This is a genomic window from Shewanella sp. SG44-2 (genome assembly GCF_014164215.1).
GTDB classification, from domain to species: Bacteria; Pseudomonadota; Gammaproteobacteria; order Enterobacterales; family Shewanellaceae; genus Shewanella; species Shewanella frigidimarina.
On sequence record NZ_JACJEU010000003.1, the window covers coordinates 1 to 16,795 of the forward strand.

General features: G+C 42.9%; 16 protein-coding genes and 1 riboswitch. Of the genes, 15 read left to right on the forward strand and 1 reads right to left on the reverse strand.

Annotated features, from left to right (window positions below):
- Positions 1–875 precede the first annotated feature (875 nt).
- The 7 genes from H5181_RS02830 (at position 876) to H5181_RS02855 (ending at position 4,855) form a co-directional block, all read left to right on the forward strand.
- The gene (locus tag H5181_RS02830) at positions 876–1,292 is read left to right on the forward strand and encodes a hypothetical protein (protein WP_182750170.1); all 417 of its coding nucleotides are present in this window, start codon (positions 876–878) and stop codon (positions 1,290–1,292) included.
- 81 nt (positions 1,293–1,373) lie between these two features.
- Positions 1,374–2,603: a hypothetical protein gene (locus tag H5181_RS02835; protein WP_182750171.1), complete on the forward strand. Its 1,230-nt coding sequence runs from the start codon at positions 1,374–1,376 to the stop codon at positions 2,601–2,603.
- A 1-nt stretch (position 2,604) separates the two neighbouring features.
- Positions 2,605–2,880, forward strand: a complete 276-nt coding sequence (locus tag H5181_RS02840; RefSeq protein WP_182750172.1) for a hypothetical protein — start codon at positions 2,605–2,607, stop codon at positions 2,878–2,880.
- Positions 2,870–3,340 (forward strand): hypothetical protein, encoded by a 471-nt coding sequence (locus tag H5181_RS02845; RefSeq protein WP_220491640.1) that lies wholly within the window; start codon positions 2,870–2,872, stop codon positions 3,338–3,340. The genes H5181_RS02840 and H5181_RS02845 overlap by 11 nt, the downstream gene beginning before the upstream one ends.
- Positions 3,341–3,680: 340 nt before the next feature.
- Positions 3,681–3,803, forward strand: coding sequence for a hypothetical protein (locus tag H5181_RS20660; RefSeq protein ID WP_259396925.1), 123 nt, complete (start codon positions 3,681–3,683; stop codon positions 3,801–3,803).
- 88 nt (positions 3,804–3,891) lie between these two features.
- Positions 3,892–4,314 carry a thioredoxin TrxC gene (trxC, locus tag H5181_RS02850; RefSeq protein ID WP_182750174.1) on the forward strand — a complete coding sequence of 141 codons (423 nt, stop codon included), beginning with the start codon at positions 3,892–3,894 and terminating at the stop codon, positions 4,312–4,314.
- 94 nt (positions 4,315–4,408) lie between these two features.
- A complete protein-coding gene (locus tag H5181_RS02855; protein WP_182750175.1) occupies positions 4,409–4,855 on the forward strand; it encodes a DUF3465 domain-containing protein in 447 nt (148 codons plus the stop codon).
- 284 nt (positions 4,856–5,139) lie between these two features.
- Here H5181_RS02855 and metH read toward each other — a convergent pair whose 3' ends face one another.
- Positions 5,140–8,856 carry a methionine synthase gene (metH, locus tag H5181_RS02860; protein WP_182750176.1) on the reverse strand — a complete coding sequence of 1,239 codons (3,717 nt, stop codon included), beginning with the start codon at positions 8,854–8,856 and terminating at the stop codon, positions 5,140–5,142.
- Positions 8,857–9,126: 270 nt separating this feature from the next.
- On the opposite strand from metH, the gene H5181_RS02865 reads away from it, so the two are divergent.
- The 8 genes from H5181_RS02865 to cobO all read left to right on the forward strand — a co-directional run bounded on the left by H5181_RS02865 (position 9,127) and on the right by cobO (position 16,792).
- The gene (locus H5181_RS02865) at positions 9,127–9,870 is read left to right on the forward strand and encodes a histidine phosphatase family protein (RefSeq protein ID WP_182750177.1); all 744 of its coding nucleotides are present in this window, start codon (positions 9,127–9,129) and stop codon (positions 9,868–9,870) included.
- Positions 9,871–9,955: 85 nt separating this feature from the next.
- Positions 9,956–10,089, forward strand: a riboswitch (cobalamin riboswitch).
- Between the two features lie 78 nt (positions 10,090–10,167).
- Positions 10,168–10,977, forward strand: coding sequence for an ABC transporter ATP-binding protein (locus tag H5181_RS02870; RefSeq protein ID WP_182750178.1), 810 nt, complete (start codon positions 10,168–10,170; stop codon positions 10,975–10,977).
- Positions 10,970–12,076, forward strand: coding sequence for an iron ABC transporter permease (locus H5181_RS02875; RefSeq protein ID WP_182750179.1), 1,107 nt, complete (start codon positions 10,970–10,972; stop codon positions 12,074–12,076). Before H5181_RS02870 ends, H5181_RS02875 begins: the two co-directional genes overlap by 8 nt.
- 129 nt (positions 12,077–12,205) lie before the next feature.
- Positions 12,206–13,261 (forward strand): nicotinate-nucleotide--dimethylbenzimidazole phosphoribosyltransferase, encoded by a 1,056-nt coding sequence (gene cobT, locus H5181_RS02880; protein ID WP_182750180.1) that lies wholly within the window; start codon positions 12,206–12,208, stop codon positions 13,259–13,261.
- A 9-nt stretch (positions 13,262–13,270) separates the two neighbouring features.
- Complete coding sequence (locus tag H5181_RS02885) at positions 13,271–14,056, forward strand: adenosylcobinamide-GDP ribazoletransferase (protein WP_011636351.1); 786 nt, start codon at positions 13,271–13,273, stop codon at positions 14,054–14,056.
- Complete coding sequence (cobU, locus tag H5181_RS02890; RefSeq protein ID WP_182750181.1) at positions 14,056–14,586, forward strand: bifunctional adenosylcobinamide kinase/adenosylcobinamide-phosphate guanylyltransferase; 531 nt, start codon at positions 14,056–14,058, stop codon at positions 14,584–14,586. Before H5181_RS02885 ends, cobU begins: the two co-directional genes overlap by 1 nt.
- The gene (locus H5181_RS02895; protein ID WP_182750182.1) at positions 14,586–16,157 is read left to right on the forward strand and encodes a cobyric acid synthase; all 1,572 of its coding nucleotides are present in this window, start codon (positions 14,586–14,588) and stop codon (positions 16,155–16,157) included. The genes cobU and H5181_RS02895 overlap by 1 nt, the downstream gene beginning before the upstream one ends.
- Positions 16,154–16,792, forward strand: a complete 639-nt coding sequence (cobO, locus tag H5181_RS02900) for a cob(I)yrinic acid a,c-diamide adenosyltransferase (RefSeq protein ID WP_123777233.1) — start codon at positions 16,154–16,156, stop codon at positions 16,790–16,792. The genes H5181_RS02895 and cobO overlap by 4 nt, the downstream gene beginning before the upstream one ends.
- Positions 16,793–16,795: the final 3 nt, after the last annotated feature.

The following is a 16,795-nucleotide window of genomic DNA, read 5'->3' on the forward strand; positions in this document are numbered from 1 at the left end:
CTTCGATAAACATAGTTTTCAGTTCTTCAAAAGCTGTGATCACTAGCCAGTCGATGCCGTTAACATGATGGATAAACATTGAGTTTCTCGGTAATTCTGATGCGGAGATTTTAACATTATCAGGGGCAGAACGTAGTAGAGATTTAGTAATTATGTGCAATTTACGGTCATTCATTAGGCCACCTTGAAACACGTCTTTGCCCCAAAGCTTGTTTAGGTTATGGCCTTCGGCCACTAACGTCGTGGCGCTTCACCCACACCAGACCAAAAGGAAACCAACGGCTGTTCCCTCTTGGAACTCCCAGCCGCCCCGCAACATTTTCAAACAGCGAAAAGGTCGCCATGGGGTCAGATCCAGCTTTTAACCTCATTTGAATCTTGCCTCGGTCTTATTCGAAAATGCTAACGCTTCCGATGGTACATCCTGTACCTCGAAAGCTAGCCAGACATCCATGTCTGGACTCACGCCATTTTCTTCAACGACCTCAAGTTCAGAGACAACTCGAAACTTTAAATGAGTAGAATATTTAACTAGCTAATAATTATCATTATTTACAATAAATTAGTGGACAGATTTTAACCGCAGGTTTATTGTGGTTAACTTATAAAGTTATTAATACAAGGATTGCCCTACAAACCAACTAGTTTGTGGCGGAACACACATCAGGAAGATGAACTGCACTCAAAAATGAGCCAGCAGCTTAGTTTCAAACCGCTGTATAAGCGATAGATACAAAACTCTCATCCTAAAGCAGTTCCTATCCTCGTAAATTATTTATATTGAAATAGTGTGCAGAAAGAGCCTGTAACATTTGAGCTGATTGGGTTTATTCAGCTTTTCCATTGTGTTGTTAACGATGTTTGGAAGTTAATGGATGAAATCAGTTTTACAAATTACGCTTGGAATTTTGCTAGCAGGCTTAATCACTCTGTTAGTGAAGATTGGCTATGCCAATTATGTTGAATACCGTGTAACCCAAGAGCTTAACGAATTAGCCATGCAACAAAAGCAAGCACAATTAGTTCGTCAACAAGCAGCGAAAGATCGCCAACGTGCAGAGTACCAAGCGCAACAATTGGCTAGACAAGATAAAGTGAAAAGACAACAGATAGCCAAACAACAAGAAATTGCACGGATACGTAAAACCGAAGCATGGCGTAAGTATTACCTTGTTCCTGAGGATTGTAAAAACTTTAAATCTGACGAGCATATGGTCACTTGCATCAACCAGAAAGCCGATTTAAAAGCAGAGTTTGATAGAACATATCTACCAGAAAATATTAGATACTAGGAATGTCTTAGTTTTTGAAAAATGCAGATCACTATAGAAATATGAAATTCACTTCTTCCACAATTATTAATAAGGTTCTATATGAAGTTACAGGTAATTGATAATGATGTTAACTATTGGGTAGTTCGAGCTGGAAAGCGAGCTAAGTACTTTAATCATTTTAAAAATAATAATGTAGTCGCTTTGGGGCATATAGATCAGTTAAATCCTCAAGAAGGCATATTAGAAAAAATTGACTCAGTGTCATTGACAAAAGCCTTTAACAGCCTCCAAGGTTCAACTTCACAGATTGACACTTCTACTGATGATAATGTTATAAATATAGTAGATAAAGTTGTAAATGATAAATTATCAAATGATGAAAATGATGAGGATTTATTTGGGCCAGACGAGCATGTTCCAGAAAGTATGAATCAAGTTTCAGCAAAAGTAACTCAAGTGTGTACCTTTGTTAATTCAATGAAAATTGGTGATATAATAATAACAGTGAGTGATAAAGTTGTTTTATTAGGCACGATAAAATCAGAAGCTTATATTGAGCACAAAAATTTAGTTCTACTTGACACAAATGGTAAGGAATTTGACCGTAAACTAGACTATCAATTAAGACGTAAAGTGGAGTGGGAATATCCTAAGGAACGAAGTACTATTCCTAAACCAATTAAACCTAGCTTTAGTGCTCATCAAACATTATTTTCAATAAGTGATACAAATAAAGAGTTATTTTCTCATTGGTTATACGGAGTTTTTAGACAAGGTGATAGTCTTTATTTTTCGACTCGAATAGATGAAAAAGATAAGATCAGTCAATTTAATTTAACTGAATTTCAACGAGCTATTCAAAAGTTAGAATTACTAGCAGATAAAATTACAAATGAGGATATCGATTTAAACGATGACTTGATAAAAACTCTTGAAGAACAATATGTTTTGAGTGGGTTAGCGAATGATTTTACTTTGACAACAAAAAATTCCTTTTTATCGCCAGGAAATATGTGGAGTGAAGTAAAGGGGAATCCAATTAAATTAATTGTTTTTGCAATGCTTTTAACTCAATTATATGGTGTTGAAATTGAGAGTGTAGAAGGAGCAGAATTAGAGTTGTCATCATTGCAAATAAATGCAATAAATACATCGGCGAAGTTAATTAGGGCTCAAGGTCAGGGTAATTTTGATTTATATAGAGAAGGAATTAAAGCTAATTTAGACAAACCAAATAAATCGAATAGATCAGTGCAGCCTGACATTTTAATTGGAAAAGAGCGAATAGTATTTCCTGAAACAAAAAGTGAAGGCGAAATAGGAGTTTGATATGGTTTTATTACTTATATTTATCTCTGCAGTTTTCATAGTCATATTGTATCTTTATATTTTTAATAAGCATACAGATGGATCTCTTGGAAATCATACTACCATTAGTTCTACTTTTTATAATATTATTGCTGCGATAGGGTTGGTTGCTACAGGAATATGGGTTGTTTCTACTTTTAATATTTTAAGTCAACGAGATTTTGCTAATGCTCAATTAAAAGATTTAAAAGTAAAATTAAGAAATATTGAATCTTCAAAAATTAGAGTTGTCAACTGAAGTAGTTCCTTATTCTGATAGTCTAGGTTTGAGCAAGAATGTTAGCAAGGGTCTAATTGTTAAGGTTAAAATAACTAACATGGGTAATTCGTCAATTAATTTTGATCTATCAAAATCACCGTTGAAAATTTACGAGGTACTTTCGGAAGATATTAAAATTGGCTATACAAAGTTATATGAACCTCAGATTTTTACTGAACTAGCACAAATAGGTAGTAAAGAAAAAAACACACCTTTGGATGCATTTGTGTCTTTAATATCATCGGAGCGAACATTAAGTTATTTCACTGTATTACCGGCTAATAAAATGTACTACATTGTGTTTAAAACTGAAGCAGGTGATTTATCAAATCATGAAGATTCAATCGATAAATTGACTTCAGGCAAAAAAGATTCGTTAAAGTGTGATTCAGATACCAAATGTAAATGGTTTGCATCTAAATTTATTTTTGTTGAGTAAGAAATCATATTGATTTTTTGTAAGATACATTTATCAGGAGGCCGTTGAAGAAAATAGCGTGAGCCTGACAGGACGTCAGGCTAGCTTTCGCGGTACAGGTCGTTCTTTGGCGTCCTGCCATAACGACATTCGTGAATCCATTCACACCAGATGTACCATCTGAAGCGTTAGCATTTTCACTCTTTACTAATAAGATGGGCCGAAGCAGGCTACAAATGAAGTCCAAAGCTAGATCAATCCCCATGGCGACCTTTTTCGCCGCTGCTATTTAAGTCATTAGGAAAAATGTTGCGAGGTGGCTGGGCCAATTCTTTTATAATGAATAAAGAGGGAATAGCCGTTGATTTCCTCTTGGTCTGGTGTGGGTGAAGCGCCACGACGTTGGTGGGCGCAGGCTATAAAGCGAATTAATCCGGCAGGGTGGAACCTTGCGATGTTAAGCGTTGATGGCAGCAGGCCATAATATAATAAATTAAAACGATTATTCGTTTAACACACCAACAAGGTTTATGATTGAAGAGTCTCGATAATGAAGTTGATGAGGTCTAATCATGATAATAGCTTGCCCCCATTGCGATACCTTAAATCGCGTACCGGAAGAACGTCTTGAACAACAACCAACCTGTGGGAAGTGTAAACAAAGCCTATTCGTTGGTGAACCGATAGAGCTTACTGCTGCCAATTTTAGCCACTATGCTAATAAATCAGAGTTACCACTGGTGGTCGACTTTTGGGCCAGCTGGTGCGGTCCGTGTAAAAATTTTGCGCCGGTATTTACTCAAGCAGCCAAGAAATGGGAACCTAAGTTTCGTTTCGGCAAGCTCAACACCGAAGAGCAACAAGCCCTTGCTGCCCAATTCAATATTCGCTCGATCCCAACCTTGATGGTATTTAAACAAGGCAAAGTGCTTGCACAACAATCCGGTGCTATGCCAGCGTTATCATTCAATCAATGGCTAGAGTCGATTAAATAGATTTTGGACGTTAGATTACTCATTAAAAACGCGATAAACTATCGCGTTTTTGTTTAGCTTTATTTTGATTGTTGTTTAAAAGGAATTGATAAGCATGAAAAAAATCTTAGTTATCTGTTTACTTGGTCTCGCGATATTTGGCTTTTTGGATCAAAAGGGGCAAACAACTCAAATTGTACAAAACGTTTACGCTGGCTATACCGCTGGCAGTGATAGTGCGTTACAAAATGCCATTGATAATAAGCAGAGTAACCTTCAAATCGGTGGTTCAGGGGATGTGGTAAAAATACTTTCCGATGATTTAAAAGGCAGCCGCCATCAACGATTTATTCTAAAAATAGCCAGCGGAAACACGCTATTAGTTGCCCATAATATTGATTTAGCCCCACGGATAGAAAACTTAAATGTCGGTGATACCGTCGAATTTTACGGTGTTTATGAATTTAACAACAAAGGTGGCGTCATCCATTGGACTCACCACGACCCACGCGGCCAACACCCAGGCGGCTGGCTAAAACACAATGGCAGCGTGTATCAATAAACCGTAGCTTTAATAGTATCCAAACAAGTCAAAGTCCACGGGCAACAATCTGGTTGAGTGATCCATGAGAGAGGTACCTTTGGCTTTCTTTTGGTCTGGTGTGGGCGAAGCACCGCGAGGTTGGTGATCGCAGGCCCGTGCAGGGTGGAACCTTACGACCTTAATCCAAACGAAGTTTGGACATAAAAAAGAGTAACCGTGATGACTCAGGGTTACTCTTTATTTGAATCACTCCCTATTCGAGATCATTCTCTACTCTTGACCTTATTCTATTCGAAATAAATCTATTCTGGATCATAGTCCAATATCGGTGACAACCACTTCTCTGCTTCTGCCAACGTCATGCCTTTACGCTGGGCATAGTCTTCTACCTGATCTTTACCAATATTGGTCACACCAAAATAGCGTGATTTCGGATGGGCAAAGTACCAGCCAGATACCGCAGCCGTTGGGTACATGGCAAAGCTTTCGGTGATGTTCAAATCAATCGTTTCATCGGGTTTGAGTAAATCCCATAACAAACCTTTTTCAGTGTGGTCAGGGCATGCTGGGTAACCTGGTGCAGGGCGAATGCCTTTATAACGTTCGCGAATTAACGCTTCGTTATCGAGCACTTCATCCGCTGCATAACCCCAAAACTCTTTACGAACACGTTCGTGCATACGCTCGGCGAAAGCTTCGGCTAAACGGTCTGCTAAGCATTTGAGCATAATAGCGTTGTAGTCATCGTGATTGGCTTCAAAGCGGGCAACATGTTCATCAATACCGTGCCCCGTCGTTACCGCAAAACCGCCCATGTAATCAGCAACGCCTGAATCTTTTGGGGCAACAAAGTCTGATAAACAGAAGTTGTCGTTACCCACGCGTTCAAGCTGCATACGTAGATGATGAGTGGTCATTTCCAATGTGGTGCGGCTTTCATCGGTATACAGTTCAATGTCGTCATGGTTGACGGTATTGGCTGGGAATAAACCGATTACTGCTTTGGCGGTAAGCCACTTTTCAGCAATGATTTGTTTCAGCATGGCTTGGCCATCAGCAAACAATTTAACCGCTTCTTCGCCGACGACTTTGTCTTTTAAAATTTCTGGGTAATGGCCGTGCAACTCCCAGCTTCTAAAGAACGGCGTCCAGTCGATACGTTCAACTAAGTCTTCTAGTGGGTAGTCTTCAAACACTTGGCGGCCTAATACATTAGGCGTGAATGGGGTGTAGCTGTCCCAGTCGTGTTTGCAACGGTTTTCGCGCGCCGCTTCAATCGACACGATGGTTTTACGCTTGGTTTGCGACAAACGTTTCTCACGCATCATGTCGTATTCTGCGTAGGCTTCGTCGATGGTGGCTTGACGAGTAGCGTTATTAATCAGTTTCGACACCATAGGCACGGCGCGAGATGCATCGGCAATGTAAATGGCACCGTGTGGATAATGCGGGGCTATTTTTACTGCAGTATGAATTTTAGAGCAGGTTGCACCACCAATAATTGCAGGGATGGTTAAGCCTTCACGATGGAAGGTTTTGACGTTGTGAACCATTTCATCCAAACTTGGGGTGATTAAACCTGACATGCCGATGATGTCGATATTATGCTCTTTTACCGCATCGAGAATTTTATCGACCGATACCATCACTCCAAGGTCGACCACTTCGTAGCCGTTACAGGCCAGTACCACGCCGACGATATTTTTACCGATGTCATGCACATCACCTTTTACGGTGACCATTAAAATTCGCCCGTTTGACTGGCCAGCCACCTTTTCAAGTTCGATATAAGGATTAAGGTAAGCGACGGCTTTTTTCATTACCCGAGCCGATTTAACCACTTGTGGTAAGAACATTTTGCCCGCGCCAAATAAGTCGCCGACCACGTTCATGCCGTCCATTAACGAGCCTTCGATAACATCGAGTGGGCGCACGGCTTCTAGGCGAGCGGCTTCGGTGTCTTCATCAATAAATTCGGTAATGCCTTTAACCAATGCGTGCGACAAGCGTTTAGACACCGGCCAACTGCGCCAAGCTAAATCTTCTTTTTTGGCCACTTGCGAGCCATCACCTCTAAAGCTTTCAGCGATGTCGAGCAGTTGTTCGGTGTTACTTGAGTCGGCAACCGGGCAAGGTAAGTTTTGGACTACGTTTTCAACCCGTTTTTTGAGCTCTGGGTCAATATCATCGTATATGGCTAACTGACCTGCGTTAACAATACCCATGTCCATGCCTGCTTGAATGGCATGGTATAAAAATACCGCGTGAATGGCTTCGCGTACTGGGTTGTTACCACGGAACGAGAATGACACGTTAGACACGCCACCGGAGATCATCGCGTGTGGCAAGGTGGCTTTGATGTCTTTTATCGATTCGATAAAGTCGACGGCATAGTTGTCGTGTTCATCGATACCGGTGGCAATGGCGAAGATATTGGGATCAAAAATAATGTCTTCTGGTGGAAAGCCAACCACATCGACCAAAATGCGATAAGCACGGGTACAGATTTGGGTTTTACGCTCACGTGTATCAGCTTGGCCGTCTTCGTCAAAGGCCATGACAATGGCGGCAGCGCCATAGCGCTTCACTAAGGTAGCTTGCTCAATAAACTTGGCTTCGCCTTCTTTCATCGAAATAGAGTTAACAATCGACTTGCCTTGAACACATTTAAGGCCCGCTTCTATCACTTCCCATTTTGATGAGTCAATCATGATTGGCACACGCGAGATGTCGGGCTCAGAGGCGATTAAGTTTAAAAACTTCGCCATAGACGCTACGCCATCGAGCATACCTTCGTCCATGTTGACGTCGATAATTTGCGCGCCATTTTCAACTTGCTCGCGCACGACATCTAACGCTTCTTCGAACTTTTCTTCTTTAATTAAGCGTAAAAATTTAGCCGAACCGGTCACGTTAGCGCGCTCGCCGACGTTCACAAATAACGAGTTTTTATCGATGGTAAGTGGTTCTAGGCCAGATAAACGACACGCGACTGGAAGATCTGGGATCTGTCTTGGTTCATGTCTGAGTACTGCTTCACGGATGGCGCTAATGTGAGCTGGTGTACTGCCACAACAGCCGCCGACAATATTGAGCATGCCTTCTTGCGCCCATTGATTAATGACTTCGGCCATTTCTTCTGGGGTTTCATCATAGCCACCAAATTCGTTGGGTAAGCCAGCATTTGGGTGGGCGGAAACATAACATTCGGCAATACGTGACAATTCTTCAACGTACGGGCGTAACTCTTTAGGCCCAAGGGCGCAGTTAAGGCCAATCGATAACGGCTTGATGTGGCGTAAAGAGTTATAGAAGGCTTCGGTTGTTTGGCCGGTTAGTGTGCGGCCTGAGGCGTCGGTAATAGTGCCCGAGATCATAACGGGTAAGCGATCGCCAAGCTGATCGAATACTTTTTCAATCGCGAACAGGGCGGCTTTGGCGTTTAAGGTATCAAAAATGGTTTCAACCATAATGATATCGGCGCCGCCTTCAATTAAGGCGCTGGTTGATTCGACATAAGCTTCAACTAATTGATCGAAACTGACATTACGAAACCCTGGGTCGTTAACGTCTGGGCTGATAGAACAGGTACGGTTGGTTGGGCCTAATACACCGGCAACATAACGTGGTGAACCAGTTTGTGCTGCTACTTCATCTGCTGCTTGGCGGGCGACTCGGGCGCCAGCAAGGTTAATTTCAGCAGCCAGTGACTGCATGTCGTAGTCGGCCATGGCAATGGTGGTGGCATTAAAGGTGTTGGTTTCAATAATGTCGGCACCGTTTAGCAGGTACTGAGTATGAATATCTTTAATGATTTGCGGTTGGCTGAGTACTAATAAATCATTGTTGCCTTTAACATCGCAATGCCAATCTTTAAAACGCTCGCCACGATAATCTTCTTCTTCCAACTTATAGTCTTGGATCATGGTGCCCATGGCGCCATCTAAAATCACAATACGCTGCGCTAACAATGCATTAAGTTGTTCAAGTGTTTGACTGTAAGAAGTCGATTTCGCCATAACAGTTACCTTTTTATCACTATGTTGCTTGATACCTTGATTGAGATAAGCATACCCTTATTTTTACAATAGTAGGGCGATAACATCATTGTTATGTTCAACGGTCATTTGCAATGGTTGCGTTAACCGTTGCAGACAACTGCCGTGGACAATTGTTGCGTACAATGATTATCTTCTAAATGATTACCTGTTAAGATAGTATTTTAGACATATAAACGTATAGACGTCCATAGTACGCGAGTTTTTACTGCCAGAGCAAGGCTGAATTAAATGAAACAAGCCAAGATAATTTTAATGCGCCATGGAGAATGCGAAGGTGGGTCTATATTTCGCGGCCAAACCGATGTACAACTTACCGAGACAGGGATGGCCCAAATGCAGCAAGCATTTGCAGAGCTGCAATTCCCCATTAGCCATGTGTTTAGTTCACCATTGCAACGGTGCCAGCAATTCAGCCAGCCTTTAACGCAGCGATTAACATTACCGTTAATGACGATACCAGCACTGCAAGAAATTGATTTTGGTGTGTGGGATGGGCAATCGTTTGATGCAATTTACCAGCAAAACCCCGCTAAATTTGATGCCTATTGGGATAACCCATGGTCGGCTGAAAGCACGCCAGATAAAGCCGAGTCGGTGATTGATTTTGCTGCGCGAGTGGAGACCGGGCTTATGAGCGTGGTTGATGAACTGTGGCGCTCATGTCAACAGCAGCACTCTTGTTTACTGTCAATCGACGAACAACAAGGGCAAAACGTGCCGCAAACCGCTCAAGCTGTCGATTGCCCCCATGCGTTAGTGATTACTCACGGTGGGGTGATGCGCTGCTTAATGGGCTATGTGCTTAAGGTTGGCCAATCTAGCGGATTATTCGCTAACCTAGCGATCCCCTATGCTGCTATTATGGTGCTCGATGTATATTGGCCTGATGATGTTGATAAGGTTGACGGTTTTCAAGCGACTGCAATGAATAACAATACCGCTAAAGTGAGCTTTACCTTACATTGGCCGTAACATTTCATGAGCTTAACGTTACAACCCTAGTGTCATCATTTTTCGCTATAATTTGCATAATAGCGTGCGTCATAATTGTCGTAATAATCTGCGTCGAAACCATAGTGCCTTTCAAGGTATTGGGAATTGGGATAAGCCCAAACTGTACCCGCAACTGTAGATGTACCCATCGAGTATGGGGACATAAGTCAGATACCAGCTTTGAATCGCCTCAATATCCATGCCTAAGCGGGTGACTTAGGGGAGTTATTAAATAAATGTTTGTGTTAAATAATTGGACATGGCGGGCTAACTTTCATGTCTGAATCTGTATTAGATGTAAATCATCTTTTTTGGCAAGTCGATAATAAAACGATTCTGGCGGACATTCATTTCAGTTTGCCTAAAGGTCAAATGCTAGGGTTAATAGGCCCAAATGGTGCAGGAAAGTCGAGCCTGTTGCGCTGCTTGTATCGTTATATTGTGCCAACCAGTGGCGATATTGAGATATTTTCTAAACCCATCGGTGAATATTCTTCTAAGTTGTTAGCGCAGAATATTGCTGTGGTGCAACAAGATACCCCGCATTATTTTGACATGACTACCGAGCAGTTAGTGGCGATGGGGCTTACTCCGCATAAAGGCTTGTTTGACTCAAACACTGCCCAAGACCGTGAACGTGTGGTAAGTGCCTTAACCAAAGTTGGATTGCAGCAAAAAGCCCAACAACAGTATGAACTGTTATCTGGTGGTGAAAAACAACGCGCCCTTATTGCCCGCGCCATTGTGCAACAGCCGCATATTCTAATTTTAGATGAACCGACTAACCACTTAGATATTCGTTATCAAATTCAAATCCTTGAACTGGTTAAATCATTAGGCATTAGTGTTATTGCTTCTATACACGATCTGAATTTAGCCAGTGCAATGTGCGATAAATTACTGCTACTTGATCAAGGGCGTTTAATTGCTAAAGGTACCCCAACAGAAGTGCTAACCGAACGGCAAATTAGTGAGGTGTTTGGTGTGTGCTGCGACATTAATCTTCACCCACAACACGGTAAGCCGCTGATTAGTTATTTTTATGGTTACCAACCTAGCCAGAAAGGATGCCCCGATCATGATTGATGCATCGCAACGTCGCTACTATGTTTGTTTCAGTCTGTTGGTATTGGCTACGCTGCTTACCCCGATATTTGCCGCCAGTTTTGGGGCGGCCAACATTCATCTTAATGACGTATTAATGATATTTAATACCTTATTAGGCGGCGACATGCCGAGTGCGATTGATGGCCGTGAACATGCGGTTACGATAACCCAACGTATTGTGCTTGAATTACGCTTACCGCGAATTTTGTTGGCCTTTGTGGCTGGCGCAGGGTTATCTATAGCCGGCAGTGTTTTACAAACTGTGACCCGCAATCCGTTAGCCGACCCGTATTTATTTGGCATTAGCTCCGGGGCGTCATTTGGTGCGGTGTTAGTGGTGTCGTTATTCAGCCAGACCGGTTTATTTGCCGAGATGTTTTCTGGAGTATTGACCATAGCGCCAAGCTTTACCGCACAACCTTGGTGGTCTTGGTCGACATTAAGTATACCGATAGGAGCATTCATCGGCGCCAGTTTATCAGTGCTGGTGGTATTTATGTTATCGGGATCTGGTCGAAGTAGCCAGGTTGAACGTATGTTGCTGTCTGGTGTGGCAACGTCGTTTCTATTTGGGGCATTGACCAGCTTGCTGTTGTATTTTTCGACTCCACAGGCTGCGGCGTCAGTATTGTTTTGGAGCTTAGGCAGTTTTGCTAAAGCCAGTTGGTCTAATTTACTCTTACCCAGTGTGACGGTAGGGGTTAGTTTATTGGTTATGTTGGCGTTCAGGCGGCAAATTATGGCGCTGCAAGCGGGTGATGAAACGGCTCATACATTAGGCATTAATGTCGCAAAATTGCGCTTAAGTATGTTGTTACTGTGTTCGCTTATTACGGCAATGTTGGTGGCAACTTGTGGTGGCATTGGTTTTGTTGGTTTGATGATCCCGCATACGGTTAGGCTATTATTTTCCGGACGTCAGCCGATGATCTTAACCGCGATGTTGGGTGGCTTATTTATGGTGTGGATTGACGTGATAGCACGATGCATTTTATTTAACCAAGAATTGCCTGTCGGCATTATTACTGCTGCATTGGGCAGCGTATTTTTCTTGTTTATTTTGCGTCAACGCCGTTAAACGCTAAGCCTTTTGATAAGTACTTCTCTAATCACTTTAATAAGCGTTTAGAGAGGTACTTTTATAAGAATTGGATGAGTGCTGCAATACATCATATTGAATTTATCTGCCCAAATTGCTGGAGTTTTCATGTTTGTCATAGAAGCTGTTAAGTCAGATGTTGATGCCAATATTCAACATAAGATTAATCAAAAAACCAAACCATTAGGGGCGTTAGGGCAACTAGAATCTTTGGCATTAAAAATTGCTCGGGTGCAGTACCGCGGCGATAAACAGTCGTTAAGCACACCGCTGCAAATCACTAAGCCAACGATGTTAGTGTTTGCTGCTGACCATGGTATTGCCGCTTACGGCGTGTCGATTGCGCCAAGCGAAGTGACCACTCAAATGGTGCATAATTTTGTCCAAGGCGGCGCGGCAATTAATGTGTTTTGTCGCCAAGTTGGGTTTGAGCTCGAAATTATCGATTGCGGAATATTACAACCGCTTACAGGCCAAGCAAATGTTATCGACCAACGCTTAGGCGCAGGGACTAAAGCAATGCATTTAGCGGCGGCTATGCCACTTGAAAAAGTCGCCCAAGGTTTTGAATTTGCTCGACAGTTGATTGCTCGCCATGTTGATGCTGGGTGTAATTTAATTGCTTTAGGTGAAATGGGTATCGGCAATACTTCTGCTGCGACTGCGGTAATGTCAGCTATGCTCAATATTGATGTTGAGCAATGTGTTGGTCGAGGCACGGGAATAGATGATGCTACCTTGGTGATCAAAACAAAACTTATTAACCAAGCACTTGATTTACATCAACATGAGTTAGTTTCTCCTGAAGCAATTTTGGCTCACGTTGGCGGTTTTGAAATAGTGCAAATGACCGGGGCGATACTGGCGGCAGCGGAACAAAAAATATTAGTGGTGATTGATGGTTTTATCGCTACTGCTGCAGCATTAGTTGCGGTAAAATTATCTCCACAATCAAGAGACTATTTAGTTTTTGCTCATGAGTCGCAAGAGCAAGGACATAAGCTTCTGTTACAACAGCTACAAGCAACACCATTGTTGTCGCTGGGATTAAGACTTGGAGAAGGCACTGGCGCTGCGTTGGCGTTACCGTTAATTCAAGCAGCGGTGAATTTTTACAATCAAATGGCCAGTTTCGATGATGCTGGCGTTAATAATGTGGTTTAAGGGAACAACATGTCTGGCGAGATAAAATGGTTGCGGCAGTTAAATTTATTTTTTGTGGCGATGAGTTTTTTTACTCGGATCCCCGTTCCATCGTGGGTGGTGATTGATAGCGATAAGCTCAACAAAGCTAGCCGTTATTTTGGTTTAGTGGGCTTACTCATTGGCTTAATTTGTGCGTTGGTATTTTGGCTTGCACAGCTGATTTTACCGGCAAGCATTGCCATTTTATTAGCCATGGTGGCGGGTGTATTAGTGACCGGCGCCTTCCATGAAGACGGCTTAGCCGATACCGCAGATGGTTTTGGTGGTGGTTGGACGGTAGAAGACAAGCTGCGTATCATGAAAGATTCGCGTTTGGGCAGTTATGGTGCCTTGTCGTTGGGATTAGTGTTATTGCTAAAATGGCAATTGCTAGTTGAGCTGGCTTTATATAGCCCAATGGCGGCGGTAAGTGCGCTTGTAGCAGGCCATACACTCAGCCGCGTTGTGGCATCAAGCTTGATTTTTAGTGAGCAATACGTCCGAGATGACGACACCAGCAAGTCAAAGCCGATTGCCCAAGATCAGCAATTAAATGATTTATTTATTTTAATCGCCAGCGGTATTTTTGTGTTGTTATGGCTTAACGGTGTCGCGGCATTTGTGCTGTTTATTACCTTGTGGCTAGTACGCATTTTGTTAGGTGGCTTTTTCCGCAAACAAATTGGTGGCTACACCGGTGACACACTAGGCGCTGCGCAGCAAATCAGCGAAGTGTGTTGTTACTTAGTTATTTTAGCGGTTGGATTAAGCTAATGATTCATTTGGTGTTAGGCGGTGCGCGTAGCGGTAAAAGTCGATATGCAGAGCAATGTGTGGCGGAATACGCTGCTATTGGTTATTCATGTGTTTACTTAGCCACAGCCACAGCGTTAGACCATGAAATGTCTGCGCGCATTAATCGACACCAACAAGACCGTATGTCCAGCGCCCATAGCTGGACATTGCACGAGCAAGCTTATGACGTTGGCCAAACATTGGTGGCGATAGATAAACCACAACAAGTCATATTGCTCGATTGCCTGACGTTATTATTAACCAATCATTTATTGTTAAATGACGGCGCCTCGTGGGCCACGCAAAAGTCATTACTCATCGACAGTTTGTCTGCTTTGCAAAGCGATGTGGTGTTAGTCAGTAATGAAGTGGGCTCGGGCATTGTTCCCATGGGTGAGTTAAATCGTCGTTTTGTTGATGAAGCAGGTTGGCTTAATCAAGAAATAGCCGCAATTTCTGACCAAGTCACTCTAGTAGTTGCAGGCCTGCCGTTGGCTTTAAAAGCATAATGTCATTGGTTGACGATCAATCTCCAAAAGCTCCAACATTACGTGGCGCATTAATGGTGCAAGGCACCACCTCTGATGCAGGTAAAAGTACGCTTGTAGCAGGTTTATGTCGTTTATTTTCCCGTCAAAACATTAATGTCGCGCCTTTTAAACCACAAAATATGGCGTTAAATAGTGCCGTGACTATTGATGGTGGTGAAATTGGCCGAGCCCAAGCATTGCAAGCTATTGCTTGTGGTTTAGCGCCCCATACAGATTTTAATCCGGTGTTGTTAAAGCCAAGTTCTGATACCGGTGCCCAGGTGATTATTCACGGTAAGGCGCTGACAACATTAGAAGCCAAGGCCTTTTTCGGACCCGAGAGTCATGGTTATAAAACCTTAGCGTTAGCGGCAGTGATGCAATCTTACAGGCGCTTACAGCAACAATATTCGTTAGTGGTGATTGAAGGGGCGGGTAGTCCGGCAGAAATCAATTTACGTGAAGGCGATATTGCCAATATGGGCTTTGCCGAAGTGGCCGATTGCCCAGTGATCATTATTGCCGATATTGATAAAGGCGGCGTGTTTGCCCATTTAGTTGGTACGTTGGCGTTATTAAGCTCGTCTGAGCAAGCGCGAGTAAAAGGCTTTGTGATAAATCGTTTTCGCGGTGACATCAGCTTGTTGCAGCCAGGTATTGATTGGCTTGAAGCCTATACCAACAAACCTGTATTAGGCGTATTACCTTATTTGCACGACCTACATCTAGACGCTGAAGATGCGTTAATTGATACCCCTAAAAACTCATTATCAACAGTATTATCTGCCAGCCAGCGTTTGTCTGTATTGGTGTTAGTGTACCCAAGGATCAGTAATCATACCGACTTTGACCCACTGCGTTTACACCCGCATATTGATTTTCATTATGTGAGTATGCAGACCATGGCTCAATCATCCCATTGGCCCGCAGCAGATTTAGTCATACTGCCTGGCAGTAAAAATGTCCGTGCAGATTTAGCTTTTGTGCGCGAGCAAGGTTGGGATATTGCCTTAAAAAAACATTTACGTTATGGCGGCAAAGTCGTCGGCATTTGCGGCGGTTACCAAATGCTCGGTGAATTAATTGATGATCCTTTAGGCATTGAAGACCGTGCCGGTTGCAGTGACGGATTGGGCTTATTACCGATTACTACCGTATTAACTGCCAGCAAAACCTTAACTCAAGTAAGGGGTCACTTACGCTTACAAGACCAGCAGGCAGAGTTTAGTGGTTACGAGATCCATTGTGGTGAGTCTTCACTCACTCAAAGCGACGTTATCCAGCCGCTGTCGATTGAACACTATGCCCAGCAGCCAATGGCCATCACCAAGCTTGATGGCATGGTGAGTAATGATCAACAAATTTTAGCGACCTATGTGCATGGATTATTTGATCATCCCGCTGCATGCCAACTTATTTTGCAATGGGCTGGCTTAGACAGTCGCCATACTATCGATATTAACCAAATCCGCGAGCAGCAACTAAATCGTCTTGCAGACGTATTAGAAGCGCATTTGGACATGAATACATTGAAAGGAATAATCTCATGACAACTGATAACCACGAAAATGAACAAGCTAACACTATTGATGCAAGCAAAGCTGAACGTCATAAAGCCCGCCAGCAGAAAGTCAAAGTGGGCGTAGATGCTAAAATTGCCGCCGCTCAAGATGAAAAAGGCATTTTGTTAGTATTAACCGGTAACGGTAAAGGCAAATCTACTTCAGGTTTTGGTTCAATTACCCGCGCTGTAGGCCATGGCCATAAAGCGGCAGTGGTGCAATTTATTAAAGGCACTTGGGCTTGTGGTGAGCGTAATTTACTCGAAGGTGCTGGAGTGCCATTTCATGTAATGGGCACCGGCTTTACCTGGGAAACTCAAGATAAAGAAAAAGATACCCAAGCCGCAATGGAAGCCTGGCTTGAAGCAGAAAAGTTGCTTAAAGACGAATCGATTAATATGGTGCTGCTTGATGAGCTGACTTACATGGTCAGTTACCACTATATCGAACTTGAGCGAGTATTAGCGGCATTAAGAAATCGCCCACCAATGCAACACGTAATTATTACAGGCCGTGCTTGTCATCGTGACATCATTGAATTAGCCGATACGGTCAGCGAAGTACAACCGATTAAGCATGCGTTTAACGAAGGTATTAAAGCGCAGTTAGGGTTTGATTATTAACAA